Below are 13,076 nucleotides of genomic sequence, written 5' to 3'. Positions count from 1 at the left end.
GCTGGTTAACTAACTGCTTTTCTGATTATATGAGTAGGTATTAGTAAAGCTTTATTAGTAGCTGATCTAGCTTTTCGCTACTATCTTGGCACGTATTGAGCGATACGCTACGCATTATCCCGTTCCTGCTTCGCGAGAACGGATTAAAGCAAGCGTCTCTGCTCAGTTCTTTGCCAAGTATATCCGCTTCAATCTAGGCTAAACCGCTTTTAGCATTGACGTTCAAATGCAAGTTTTAAACAGCTTATAAATTAGATTGTAACCCACAAAAAAGAGGTCTAAATTAATTAGACCTCTTTTTTGATTTGGGAATACAGGATTAGCTAGGTTTTGGTTAGGTTGCTTTTGTTCAGACTATTAATATTAGTTAGACTATTAGTTTTGGTTAGACTATATAGTCGTTACTTGTACGGGTTTACGCTTATCCTTGTTGGCATTAATATTTAAGATAACAATACCCACAACAATAATACCACCAATAATATCCGTCATTACCTCAGGATAAATCAGTAGTAAAGCCCCGACTGCCAGTATAATTCTCGTGACCATATTCATAGGCCCTTTGAAATACCCCTCTACGGCCGCACTTAAGCCAATTACCCCTGTTACCGAAGTAAATACCACCGTCACTATCTCAATTATAGGTGGTAATGGAAACTCTTTTGCGGTTACCGCTAGCCCAACTGGATCAATCATCAACATGGTTGGATTATAAATAAACATAAACGGCACAATGAAGCCTGCCAGCGCCAATCTTAGTGATTGAAAGCCAGTTTTCATCGGATCACCGCCCGCAATACCTGCGCCAGCAAACGCTGCCAAGCACACAGGTGGTGTAATGTTGGCAAAGATACCAAAATAAAATACAAACATATGAGCCGATAAAATAGGAATATCAAACCCAGCCAATGCAGGCGCTGCCATGGTTGCCGTGATAATATAAGCAGGAATAGATGGCAGACCCATACCCAATACCATAGATGCCAGCATGGTCAAAATCAAGGTTAAGAACAATGACCCTGCGCCAAGGGTCACAATGGAAGATGTCATTACCGTCCCAAAGCTGGTTAAGCTGACGACCCCGATTATAATACCGACGACCGCACAAGCCGCCATAACCGCTAAAGACTGCCGTGTACCATCCTCTAAAGCCCCAAGGACATCTCTAAAGTCCATACGAGTTTCTTTTTTAAGCATACTCATAACCACAGTAAACCCAATGGTATAAGCAGCTGCAAAACCTACTGGCACTGATTTGGCTAACAAAAATACCAAAAATACAATGGGTAATAGCATGTGTCCACGTGCTTTCATCACATCTTTTAAACGAGGTAGACTCTCTTTTGCAATACCTTTTAAATCACGGCGACCCGCTCTAAAATGGACTTGGGCGATAACACCTAGATAATAGAGCACCGCTGGCAGTAACGCTGCTAAAGCAATCGTACTATATTTAACCCCTGTCGTTTCCGCCATGATAAAGGCACTCGCCCCCATAATAGGCGGCAATACCTGTCCACCTACTGACGCGCTTGCCTCAACTGCTCCCGCAAAGTTTTTGTGATAGCCCACTTTTTTCATAAGAGGAATGGTAAAAGCACCTGTGCCAACCACGTTAGCAACTGCTGCCCCATTGATACTGCCCATAAAACCACTAGATATAACCGCAACTTTAGCAGGACCTCCCTGTTTATGCCCTGCAAGAGCTAACGCTAAATCATTGAACAACTGCCCCATACCTGAGCGTGATAAAAATGCGCCGAATAAAATAAATAGGAAGATAAAGGTAACGGAAGCACCAATGGCTGTTGAATATAGCCCTTCTGTTTTTAGATATAATTGTCCAAAGATATCACCCATATCATAAGGTCTGGTCAAAAGCCTGTCTGGCATAAAACCTAAATGGCTAACAAAAGGATAGGCAAGAAACATAAGCGCAAATAAGGGGAGAATAAAGCCTGTAATACGCCTTGTACCTTCTAGAACACATAATACTGTAATAACTGAGAAGAGAATATCGAGCTGATTAGGAATACCGCCACGCACTGTGACAATGTTTTGATACTCCAAAATCAAATAACCCACACCAGATAATGATAATAAAAACCATATCCAGTCGTACCAAGCTACTTTAAACCGAGCAGATTTTTTAGTGGCGGGATAAATAACAAATATGAGTGCAAACCCTACCCCAACGTGAATAGCACGTTGCAACAAAGCTGGCATGGGATTAAATGTTATATAAAGATGAAAGATAGCATACGCAATGGCAATAGCAGATATAACCCAACCTATATGCTTATTCTTTAACTTTCGAGTCAGTGATTCACGATCAAATTTCTCTAGTATTTCCTGTTGTTTTTCAGCTGAGGGGATGTCCGTCTCTAGCGGTTTTGACATAACCGACGATAACTCATTAGGCTTAGGGTGGGCTGTACTCATTGCATGAATCCTGTCGTAAAATAGTCCAAAAATTTTGCGTATTTGCAGAAATATAAATATTGGTATAACCCTCTACCCATTGGTAAATAGGTAGATGATGCTTTTTAGTAATAATTTGTGCTTTAATACTGGGAGATATCATCCAATTTAAGTGCGGTAGACGTAAATTAATACGATAGTGCACATAGTTTGGATATTTTTGGCTGGTCGTGCTTAGCGTTTCTGTGGAAGGCGTTCCTGCTCCAAAAGTTTGTAAATAAGCATCAGTCAATAACAATTGTTCGCCCTCAATCTCATAAGACTCAATCCACCATTGTTTTTCAACCGAATGTTGCCACTTTAGATCAAACCCTTGTTCAATAAAACATTTTTTTTGCGCAAACTCCACCAAAATAACTGGATAGGGCGTATAAAATAACGCTTTAATAGCCGCCCCTATCAATATGAACACTACAGCGATGCTAATACCAAAAAAAAGACCAGTAGAGCGCTGACGCTCTGGCTGATCTTTATTTATATTAGACATTATGCAATGACACTGTTATTTAGCAGCTTGTTCGTCATAATATTTTTTGGCACCTGGGTGAATTGGGGCTACCAAACCTTGCTGAGCAGTTTCAAGACTAATGCCTGCGGCTGCTTGATGCGCGGTTTTGAGCTTATCCAAGCTAGCGAAAAACGTTTTGGTTAATTTATAAACATCATCTTCAGATAAATCAGAGCTAACCACAAAAGCATTCATAATGGCAGCAGTAGGAATCGCTTCTTCATTGCCATACGTGCCAGCAGGTATTTCTTTCGCAGTAAAGTACGTTTGATCTTTAGCGATTTCAGCTACTTTAGCAGGATCGATACTGACCAGTTGCAGATCAAAACCTTGTTCAAGCTCCATTAAAGATGAATTTGGTAATCCACTGGTCAAAAATGCCGCATCAAGCTTACCAGATTTAAGCGCATCCGCTGCTTCTGCATAACCCAAATAGTCAACGTTCACGTCATCGTAGGTCATACCAAAACCCTTCAACAGGTTACGGGCATTCACTTCAACACCAGAGTTTTGAGCGCCCACGGCAATACGCTTACCTTTTAAATCTTCAAAATTCTTAATCCCTGATGACTTCGAAGTGACAATTTGCACGTAGTTGGGATATAACGCAGCAATTTGCTGAACTTTTGTAATGGGTGCGGAGAAGTTGTTTTGACCCAGTACAGCGTCATTAACCACATCGCTCATAGCAAAAGCCATCTCTACTTTGCCTTGATTAATCAAGTTCATATTTTCGACAGAGGCACCTGTGGTTTGTGTTTTAGAGTTCACACCATAAGTCTGGTTATATACTTCTGTTAACGACGTTCCAATGATATTATAAGGGCCTGACGCACCGCCTGTTGCTAATGTAGCGAACTTAGTTTCTAAAGCATCAGCAGCGGTTGCCGCTTGAGAATCTACCTCACTACTGGCCGATGATGTTTCTTCAGGACTTTGTGAACAGGCACTCAAACCCATCGTAGCACTCAGCAAAATAGGGATGATTAGATTAGATCTAGAGGGGTTAAATTTTAAGCTAACAGACATTATAAAGATCCTTCAAAAATTCGTTAAATTAAGTACTCAGCATAATGATGACATGATTTATTACACTTTTGTAATAATATATTACTTAACAGCAAGATACCTAAAAGTACTTACAAAATCAATACAAACCATATAGGCTGTCTCTCCACTATTATCAAGGGCAGTTAACTACCCTGACCAATAAATACAAGGGGTAGTACTATTAAAAGCAACAGTGTTATAACAGGCGTCAGTATTATTAAAAACAGTATTGTCAAAATTATCTTTAAAATTATTATCTAAGTTTATTCACATTATTAATAAATGGCTTAAATAGGATCGTTATGGCTAAAACAATTCTTTCCTCTGATGAGCTACATACGCTACATCACACGATTTATGAGCCCAAAAATGATATAAAAGCATCATTATTGATCGTTCATGGCATGGCTGAACATAGTGGTCGCTATGATGAGTTTGCGACTTTTTTAGCGGAACATGGCGTTGCGGTATTAACTTATGATCAACTGGGTCATGGACGAACAATAAACCATGCAGACGAACTGGGTTATTTTGCAAAAAAACATGCCATGCAATTGTTATTAAGAGATGTGGTTCATATGAGCAATATCTTAAAGCAAAAATACCCTAACCTTCCGCAGTTTATCATGGGTCATTCTATGGGTTCATTTATTGTGCGCAATGTTTTACAGGTTCATTATAGTGAGTTTGCAGGTGCCATACTGATGGGTACTAGTGATACTGAGCCATTGATTAAACAGATGCTTCCCATTACCAAAGCTTTAAATAAAATCAAGCCAAAACAACGTAATAAGCTTTATGCCATTACAACTAATAAAATGATGAACCGCAAAGTCAAAGATAAGACATCATCGTCTAAATTTGCTTGGTTATGTCATAATGTTGATAGCATAAAAGCCTATGAATCAGATGCTTTATGCGGATTTGACTTTACAAACAATGGTTATTGGGCATTATTTAATCTAATGAATATTGGCCTTGCAAAGGATTGGGCAGAGATGATTGAACCTGAATTTCCTATGCTCTTTATTAGTGGAGAAGAGGATCCTTTAGGTAATATGGGTAAAGGTATTCGCAAGCTAACAAAACGTTTAAAAACAAAAGGATTTACCCACATTGACCAGCGTTTATATCCTGAGATGCGCCATGAGCCACTCCATGAAAAAAATAAACAATTGGTTTATGATGACCTGCTTAACTGGATAGAGCAAACCAGTCACTTTTCGCTGTAGTACTATTTTATCTTAACTACTGTTATAGCCATTTTTAAAAAAATTAATTAATAATTCAACCACACCTAAAAGTTAAATACCGTTAAATACCGATGTTTAAAGCATTAATAGGTTCAAATATTTGCTAAAGCCATTTAAATTAGCGACAATATAGCAGTAATAGGCAGACTTTCATCTACCATTACCAGTCAACCCATTTGATTAATTTGGAAACCAGTATGTCATTAGAAACAATTATTGAACAAGCTTTTGAAAAACGTGCTGAATATAGCCCAAGCACAATGCCCCAAGATGTTAAAGATGCAGTAAACAGCGTATTGGAACAACTTGATAATGGTAGCCTTCGTGTCGCAGAGAAAAAAGACGGTGAATGGATTGTTAATCAGTGGGCTAAAAAAGCAGTATTACTGTCATTCCGTTTAAATGATAATTACCCAATGCAAACTGGCGAACACCTACAGTTTTATGACAAAGTTCCTACTAAATTTGCAAACTGGACTGATACTCAATTTGCTAAAGCGGGCGTTCGAGTGGTCCCCCCTGCGGTGGCACGTCGTGGCTCATTTATAGCTAAAGGTGTTGTCTTAATGCCTAGCTACACCAATATTGGTGCCTATGTTGACGAAGGCACAATGGTTGATACTTGGGCAACGGTAGGATCATGTGCTCAAATAGGTAAAAACGTACACTTGTCAGGTGGTGTCGGCATTGGCGGTGTCTTAGAACCATTACAAGCCAACCCAACTATCATAGAAGACAATTGCTTCATCGGTGCACGCTCTGAAATTGTAGAAGGCGTGATTGTTGAAGAAGGTTCAGTCATTTCAATGGGGGTTTATATTGGTCAATCAACGAAAATTTTAGACCGTGAAACTGGCGAAATTACTTATGGCCGTATTCCAGCTGGTTCGGTTGTGGTATCAGGTAGCTTACCCTCTAAAGATGGCACGCACAGCTTATATTGTGCTGTTATCGTTAAAAAAGTAGATGCACAAACTCGTTCAAAAACCAGCATCAATGACTTGCTACGTTTGGCCTAATATCATTATTGAATTACTACCTAATATCATTATTGAATTACTAAATGTGGCAACTAAAATGATAAAAAAGGTGCTTAGATCATTCTAAGCACCTTTCTCTTTAGGCTTTAATCTCTAAGGTATGCTCTTTAGACTCTTATGATCAGAAAAAACCCCTCATTATCATTCAATAAGTATGAGCACCATGACTAATAACAGCCCGCTTCGTAGCCAGTATATTCCCGTAAACAATCCAGAATCTGGATTACGGATAACAGAGATATTTTACTCCCTGCAAGGAGAAGCGCTAACCTCTGGTTTACCGACCGTGTTTGTTAGATTAACAGGCTGTCCACTGAGATGTGTCTATTGTGATACCACCTACTCTTTTACTGGGGGCAATCGCATGTCATTGGATAATATCATGGCAGACATTTCGCAATATCCCTGTAAACGCGTTTGTGTAACAGGCGGTGAACCTTTGGCTCAGCCTAATTGTCATGCCCTTATTAACCAGCTATTAGACGAAGGTTATGAGATATCACTAGAAACTGCAGGGGCTTTATCGGTGGAGAAAGTGCCAAATACAGTCAGCAAAGTCATGGATATCAAGACGCCGAGTAGCGGTGAACAGGGCAAAAACTTATGGGCAAATCTAGACTACTTAACTCAACATGATCAACTAAAATTTGTGATTATGAACCGTAGTGACTATAACTGGGCAAAGCGCAAACTAAATGAGTATGAACTGGATAAAAAAGTAGGTACAGTTTGGTTTTCACCCATGTTTAATGTTTATGACAATAGCACTGACAGTGTAGAGAATCTCAAGTCTAATATGGTAGTACCAACGTTAGCACGGGAATTGGCTGAATGGATTTTAGAAGATGCATTGCCTGTCAGATTACAACTACAGTTGCACAAAATTATTTGGGCAGATGCCAAAGGTAAATAAGACCTTAGCAAAAAATAAATTAGCAGCACGTTTTATTGGTGCTGATCTCAGACTATCTAGAATTTGTCATTGTAATGCTTATACTCGTTCTTTTGCTTGTTAGTGTTTTACCTGCTCGTTATTTCTTTATCATTATTACAACCATTCATTCATTATTACAACCATCAAAAACGCCGAAGCAATTACTTCGGCGTTTTTAATATCTCTTTTAGGACGGCACAGTTATAGTCAAAGAAGTCTAAAATGGTTACAAGGCAACCGAGTGCAAGTACTACTGGAGTAGGCTTAACGAGGTTAACGCCGTAACCGTTTAGTAGTTCGCTGACTATATTTTAAAACAAATAATGTAACGGTCACTATTGTTGGGTAATACCCTTTTTTATTTTAGTTATTTTAGCCTACTAATCCAATATTTAAGTGACTAATCAATAGTTGCCAATTACTGGTTAATCACGTCGACACCTGCTGGCGCTTTAAAGTTGAACTGACTGTTTGCAATTGAAGGGTTCATCTTTACATTAGTAAATTTAATCGATGTGACTTGACCCAATGAGTCATTGAGTACCATCATGACAGGCTTACCTCCACTAAAACTAATCGCTAGGTTTTTAAAATTAGCATTACTAGACTTTGGATAAAGTACATAGTAGTTTTTATTACCATTTGGCTGGGTAATTTTAAAGTTTTTAGAGATTTTACTAGGATCGCCAGACAGCAATAAAGCTGGCGTATTGCCGACTTGATTGTCTGTGTTTTGACGCGTCACTTGCTCTAAATCTTTATCATATACCCATAGATGGCTACCATTGGTTACAATCAGCTGCTCTGAAGGTGAGGTAATATTCCAACGGAAATTATTTGGACGCTTTAAACTCATCGTACCTGAAAACGTACCATTTTGGGCACTTATCCCGCCCTTAGTACTACTCGCTCCCTTAGTCGTTTGTTTAAAATTGGCTGTCATACTTTTGGTATTTACCAGCAGTTGATTTAATCTTTTTGCGGCTGTTAAATTATCTGATGCCTCGGCTGCTTGAGCTGCTTGACTAACCGCTAATGTAGGAGCCCCAAGAAGAATAGCACCTGCTAGAGCGGAGCTCATCAACTTTTTAGTAAGGCTTGTTGATGCCTGTGTATTTATAAATTTAATGTTAGTATTCATTACACCATCCTTTAAAACTAAGATTATCAAATGAGATAAATATAAACTGATATCTATCTATAAACTAGAATCAATACTCTTAAACATTTATTAAATATAAGCTACATAAATTAAGCTATGCATCTCTCTCTTTAACTTGTAAGCATAGTGCCAGTTTTTTTATTACGTGACTAGATGATAAATGCAAATAAAACTTCTCGCTTGTTACTGTATCTTAATTCGGCATTTATTTATAGAAACTTTGTAACTTATGACTTGTCTATTTGCCCCTATAACCTTGAATATTGAGGTTATAACCTTTGACTTAGTGACCATCTTTTCTTCGAAACCTCTTATAGTAATTATGTGCTGGTAATTTTTGGTTAAAATAATGGCTTGTCATAATCATCATTCACTTATGCAGGCATACAAAAAAGCCCTGCAACCTTTAAGGATACAGAGCTTTTATTAATCATAAACTGGAATTATCTACCAGCGTTATAAATAATTAGATTCGTAAATAACACCAACATTTTTATGCATTTTCTATCATAACATAACGACGATTAAATTTACCTTTAGTAGCAAACTTAACAACACCGTCATTTAGTGCAAATAAAGTGTGGTCACGACCCATGCCAACACCTGCGCCAGCATGGAATTCAGTACCACGTTGACGTACAATGATGTTACCAGCAACAACTTCTTGACCACCAAATACTTTTACACCAAGCATTTTTGGGTTAGAGTCACGACCGTTACGAGTGGAACCAGCGGCTTTTTTATGTGCCATGAGAAATCTCCTTGTGAGACTAAATTATAAACTTTAAAACGATATTGATATTTTACTAACCGCTTAATGTGTGAAGCTATAACGCTAAATAAAATATCGATCGATAACGATGAAAACTGATTATTAAGCGTTAATTGCTTTAATCTTAAGAAGCGTATACCACTGACGGTGACCTTGCTCTTTATGATAATGCTTACGACGTTTGTGCTTAACGATACGGATCTTTTTACCACGTCCGTGCTCTACTACTTCAGCTTCAACACTAGCGCCTTCAACAACTGGCTGACCAATTTTATAATCTTCGCCATCAACAACCATTAATACATCGTCAATTTTGATTGTTTCGCCTTTCTCAGCTTTAAGAAGCTCAACTTTCAGTAGCTCATCAACGCTTACACGATGTTGTTTACCACCACTTTTAATAACTGCGTACATCTTATGACTCCGTTTAACCCGTGTGCCGTGGCTATCAATACATTGATAAAAATGATTAATAACGCTTCAGCTTTTGCCTGACTTACGAACACGACAGGGAAAGTTACAGAAAAATAGCTCATATACTCAAAGGCTCGCTTTATGCTAAACCAAACAAGTTATATAAGCTTTAAATATGAAGACAGAATTCTACGCATTAATGATTTAAAATGCAAGTAATGATTGAAATTTAAGCCTATGCTATGATGCTTGTAAAATTATTTAAAACTTTGACTGGTAGTAGAGCATTCAAACGCTATAATCTTACCCAGTAACTCACATGATCAGAGTGTGAGTCGTGAAGATATAAAATCACAATAGTTTAGAGTTATTACATAAAATTTTGACATTTGCCTATATGCCAAATGCTAATACCTAGATGCTAAATGATGCAAAATTTTATTAGTCATGTTTTCCGATTGTCGGTAATGAGTTTATATAGATAATTTTTATAAATCAGTTGGCAGGCTATGTTTTGCTATTGAAACTCTTATATGTTTATAGCTTTAGCTTTTAATACATTTCCTATTATTTTTACTTTTTATTACTGTTTATTATATTATTTTTGCTGCAGTTGACTAACTATGACTCTTATAAAATCAAACCCCGTAACTGACACATCTCCATCCTGTCATTCATCACTCAGTTATAAAGACATTCAAAAAATCGTTGCCAATGACTTCGCCATTATGGATAAGCAAGTTTTTGGCAGTTTAAACTCGAAAGTGCAATTAGTAATGAGTGTGTCTCAACACGTTATCAATGCCGGTGGCAAACGCATGCGACCTTTGATAACACTTTTATGCTCTCGCCTATGCCATGATAGCCCATCGAATGAGGCTATGCATTTAGCGGCAATTACTGAGATGCTACATACAGCCACATTAGTGCATGATGATGTGATTGATGAATCAGGTCTACGCCGTGGTAAACCAACCGCGAATGCCGCGTGGGATAATCCTACCGCAGTATTAGTTGGAGACTATTTAATTGCACGTTCTTTCAATTTATTAGTCGATTTTCAGAGCCTTCCATTACTAAAGCTATTTTCTGACGGTACTTGTGATATTGCTGAAGGCGAAGTTTTACAGCTACAACATCAGCATAATCCTGCTGCTACCGAACATGATTATATGCGTATTATAGATGGTAAAACATCACGGTTGTTTATGATGGCAACGTGTGGTGTGGCAATTTTGCAGAATAAACCGGAGTTTATGCAGCCCTTCAAGGATTTTGGACAACATTTTGGTAATGCGTTTCAAATCATTGACGACGTGCTTGACTATAGTGGAGACAGTGATGTTATGGGTAAAAACTTAGGAGATGATTTAGCAGAAGGTAAGCCAACATTACCAACTATAGTCGCTCTTAGAATTTTAAAAGAATCTGATAAAGAAAAATATAACACCCTTAGAATTGCGGTTCAAACAGGCAAAGCAGATAATGCTAAACAGCTTATCGATTTGGTAAAATCAACTGGGGCTTTGGACTATTGTAGAGATCGTGCAATAGAGGAAACCCGTCTAGCGCAACAAGCTTTAGCTCAATTACCTGAGAATAAATATCGTCATGGGTTATGGCAACTTACTGAGCTTGCCAGCTCTCGTCTTGTGTAAGTTATTGAGCATATTAAGATTTATAATGCCTCATTATATGATATTTACTAGATGACATAGCTATCATCGTGCTTTAAATGCGATGTGGATTTATGTAAAAGCTAAAAACAATTACTCTAACCTGACTTAGATCATGTATAAGTAATCCATTCTTTGTTTATCTTATTTATAAAGCCACTTATCTGTGGCTTTTCATTTAACCTATCCGTCTAATTTTAAAAGTTTTTATACAAATTTTGCAGCGTCTAAAATTTCTACCTTGCTAACACCTAACATTACAATTTTTAAATAATTCCTTAAAATTTTATAACCTTTCATTGCTACAATGTGTAGTGAATTATCAAAGGATAGAACTTATGTATCAAACTCGCCTATTCTTAGCTGCAAGTTTAGCAGTTTCTGGCTTATGTCTCGTTAGCTGTGATAATAGAAACAATGAATCTACCACTGCTCAGCAACAGATGCCAAAAGTAACGGTAAATGTAGTCCCTGTCCAGTTTGAAACTGTGCCATTAATACACGAATTTTCTGGTCGTACAGTGGTCTATGAGGAAGCCGAGGTACGCCCGCAGGTAACGGGGATAGTTGATGAAATTTTATACCGTGAAGGCAGTATGGTCAGCAAGGGGCAACCTTTATATAAATTAAGTGTTGAAAATTATCAGTCGGCTCAAGCCGCTAACACTGCTGCTGTGCAGCAAGCGAATGCAAATGTTAATACGGCTAAAGCGGCTTATAATAATGCGCTTGCCAATCAAGCTTCTCAACAAGCCCAACTCGAACAAGCACAAACTGATTTAAAACGACTTGAACCATTGGTTGATATAAAAGCTATCTCACAGCAACAATATGACCAAGCTTTAACTCATTATAAAACGGCCCAAGCCGCATATGCCAGCGCCCAAGCCGCTGTTGACCAAGCAAAAGCGAATATCGCCAGCTCAGAAGCGGCGGTTAATACGGCAAAAGCGCAACTGTCAGGAAGTGAGTTAAATCTAAACCGTACTATTATTCGCGCGCCTATTGCTGGAAAAACAGACCGCTCTGCCGTAACAGCAGGTGCTTTAGTCAATGCTAATCAAGCCAATCCTTTAGTCACCATTTCTAAACTAGATCCGATATATGTTGACATTAGTCAATCCTCATCAGATCTGCTTAAGCTTAAGAAACAGCAAGCCAGCGGTGCTTTAAAACCTGGAAGCAGCGCTGTTGAACTTGTTTTGGAAGATGGCTCAACCTATCCTATTCGTGGACAGTTATCATTAGCGGAAGCTAAGGTTGATAAAGATTCAGGCTCAGTTACTTTACGGGCAGTCTTTAAAAATGATAATTATATTTTAATCCCTGGTATGTTTGTTACAGCCCGTATGACACAAGGGCTAATAAATAATGCCGTTTTAATCCCTCAAAGTGCCCTAATTCGAACCCCGAAGGGCGATACACAAGTGTATATTGTTGATGCTAATAATAAGGCTCAAATCCGCCCAGTCTCTGTAAACGGTACCTATAAAGGGAAATGGATTGTGACTGAGGGTTTAAAAGCGGGTGAAAACTTGGTGGTTATTGGCGGGTCTAAAGTGAAGCCTAAACAAGAAGTGGTTACCAAACCCTTCAAATTATCCTCTACCGAAAATTCGGAAATATCTCATGCCCCTAGACTAGGTCAGGGGCCGGTTGCGCCAAATTCTGGACAGGATCAAGGGCCAGTCAACCCTGGTTCAGATAAATCCGTAGGTCCTGTAGCGCCTAACGCTAAAACTGGTCAAAAGGGAAACGGACGCAACACAGAGTCTGAAAACTAATC

At 38.4% G+C, this 13,076-nt stretch carries 11 protein-coding genes; 5 read left to right on the top strand and 6 right to left on the bottom strand.

Features of this window, described 5'->3' with window-relative positions; genetic code table 11:
• Positions 1–390: 390 nt before the first annotated feature.
• The 3 genes from AC2SLL_RS01385 to AC2SLL_RS01375 are packed head-to-tail and all read right to left on the bottom strand — an operon-like array spanning position 391 to position 3,949.
• Positions 391–2,400, bottom strand: a complete 2,010-nt coding sequence (locus AC2SLL_RS01385) for a TRAP transporter permease (protein ID WP_486529915.1) — start codon at positions 2,398–2,400, stop codon at positions 391–393.
• A 22-nt stretch (positions 2,401–2,422) separates the two neighbouring features.
• Positions 2,423–2,968 carry a DUF1850 domain-containing protein gene (locus AC2SLL_RS01380; protein WP_486529872.1) on the bottom strand — a complete coding sequence of 182 codons (546 nt, stop codon included), beginning with the start codon at positions 2,966–2,968 and terminating at the stop codon, positions 2,423–2,425.
• A 15-nt stretch (positions 2,969–2,983) separates the two neighbouring features.
• A complete protein-coding gene (locus AC2SLL_RS01375) occupies positions 2,984–3,949 on the bottom strand; it encodes a TAXI family TRAP transporter solute-binding subunit (protein ID WP_486529914.1) in 966 nt (321 codons plus the stop codon).
• Between the two features lie 392 nt (positions 3,950–4,341).
• On the opposite strand from AC2SLL_RS01375, the gene AC2SLL_RS01370 reads away from it, so the two are divergent.
• The 3 genes from AC2SLL_RS01370 (at position 4,342) to queE (ending at position 7,245) form a co-directional block, all read left to right on the top strand.
• Positions 4,342–5,271: an alpha/beta fold hydrolase gene (locus tag AC2SLL_RS01370; RefSeq protein WP_486529871.1), complete on the top strand. Its 930-nt coding sequence runs from the start codon at positions 4,342–4,344 to the stop codon at positions 5,269–5,271.
• A 218-nt stretch (positions 5,272–5,489) separates the two neighbouring features.
• The gene (gene dapD, locus AC2SLL_RS01365; RefSeq protein WP_486529870.1) at positions 5,490–6,311 is read left to right on the top strand and encodes a 2,3,4,5-tetrahydropyridine-2,6-dicarboxylate N-succinyltransferase; all 822 of its coding nucleotides are present in this window, start codon (positions 5,490–5,492) and stop codon (positions 6,309–6,311) included.
• Between the two features lie 184 nt (positions 6,312–6,495).
• Positions 6,496–7,245 (top strand): 7-carboxy-7-deazaguanine synthase QueE, encoded by a 750-nt coding sequence (queE, locus tag AC2SLL_RS01360; RefSeq protein WP_486529869.1) that lies wholly within the window; start codon positions 6,496–6,498, stop codon positions 7,243–7,245.
• A gap of 439 nt (positions 7,246–7,684) precedes the next feature.
• On the opposite strand, the gene lolA is transcribed toward queE, so the two are convergent.
• From lolA to rplU, 3 genes are all read right to left on the bottom strand, one after another.
• Positions 7,685–8,407, bottom strand: coding sequence for an outer membrane lipoprotein periplasmic chaperone LolA (gene lolA, locus AC2SLL_RS01355; protein WP_486529868.1), 723 nt, complete (start codon positions 8,405–8,407; stop codon positions 7,685–7,687).
• Positions 8,408–8,921: 514 nt separating this feature from the next.
• On the bottom strand, positions 8,922–9,179 hold the full coding sequence (gene rpmA, locus AC2SLL_RS01350; RefSeq protein ID WP_486529867.1) for a 50S ribosomal protein L27: 258 nt from the start codon (positions 9,177–9,179) through the stop codon (positions 8,922–8,924).
• 123 nt (positions 9,180–9,302) lie between these two features.
• Positions 9,303–9,614: a 50S ribosomal protein L21 gene (gene rplU / locus AC2SLL_RS01345; protein WP_486529866.1), complete on the bottom strand. Its 312-nt coding sequence runs from the start codon at positions 9,612–9,614 to the stop codon at positions 9,303–9,305.
• Between the two features lie 623 nt (positions 9,615–10,237).
• Between rplU and AC2SLL_RS01340 the strand changes: the two genes are divergently transcribed.
• Together AC2SLL_RS01340 and AC2SLL_RS01335 are read left to right on the top strand one after the other, a co-directional pair.
• Complete coding sequence (locus tag AC2SLL_RS01340) at positions 10,238–11,272, top strand: polyprenyl synthetase family protein (RefSeq protein ID WP_486529865.1); 1,035 nt, start codon at positions 10,238–10,240, stop codon at positions 11,270–11,272.
• Between the two features lie 356 nt (positions 11,273–11,628).
• Positions 11,629–13,074, top strand: coding sequence for an efflux RND transporter periplasmic adaptor subunit (locus AC2SLL_RS01335; protein WP_486529864.1), 1,446 nt, complete (start codon positions 11,629–11,631; stop codon positions 13,072–13,074).
• The last annotated feature ends 2 nt before the right edge of the window (positions 13,075–13,076 follow it).

The organism is Psychrobacter sp. CX97, from assembly GCF_057396285.1.
Note: the sequence above shows the minus strand (reverse complement) of the source record. Positions and strands in the feature narration are given on the sequence as shown.

What these genes read in the sequence shown, in the direction of transcription:
- AC2SLL_RS01375 (WP_486529914.1), bottom strand. Translation starts at nt 3,949, where the DNA reads ATGGGTTTGAGTGCCTGTTCACAAAGTCCTGAAGAAACATCATCGGCC.
- AC2SLL_RS01380 (WP_486529872.1), bottom strand. Translation starts at nt 2,968, where the DNA reads ATGTCTAATATAAATAAAGATCAGCCAGAGCGTCAGCGCTCTACTGGT.
- dapD (WP_486529870.1), top strand. Translation starts at nt 5,490, where the DNA reads ATGTCATTAGAAACAATTATTGAACAAGCTTTTGAAAAACGTGCTGAA.
- queE (WP_486529869.1), top strand. Translation starts at nt 6,496, where the DNA reads ATGACTAATAACAGCCCGCTTCGTAGCCAGTATATTCCCGTAAACAAT.
- AC2SLL_RS01385 (WP_486529915.1), bottom strand. Translation starts at nt 2,400, where the DNA reads ATGTCAAAACCGCTAGAGACGGACATCCCCTCAGCTGAAAAACAACAG.
- rplU (WP_486529866.1), bottom strand. Translation starts at nt 9,614, where the DNA reads ATGTACGCAGTTATTAAAAGTGGTGGTAAACAACATCGTGTAAGCGTT.
- AC2SLL_RS01370 (WP_486529871.1), top strand. Translation starts at nt 4,342, where the DNA reads ATGGCTAAAACAATTCTTTCCTCTGATGAGCTACATACGCTACATCAC.
- AC2SLL_RS01340 (WP_486529865.1), top strand. Translation starts at nt 10,238, where the DNA reads ATGACTCTTATAAAATCAAACCCCGTAACTGACACATCTCCATCCTGT.
- lolA (WP_486529868.1), bottom strand. Translation starts at nt 8,407, where the DNA reads ATGAATACTAACATTAAATTTATAAATACACAGGCATCAACAAGCCTT.
- AC2SLL_RS01335 (WP_486529864.1), top strand. Translation starts at nt 11,629, where the DNA reads ATGTATCAAACTCGCCTATTCTTAGCTGCAAGTTTAGCAGTTTCTGGC.
- rpmA (WP_486529867.1), bottom strand. Translation starts at nt 9,179, where the DNA reads ATGGCACATAAAAAAGCCGCTGGTTCCACTCGTAACGGTCGTGACTCT.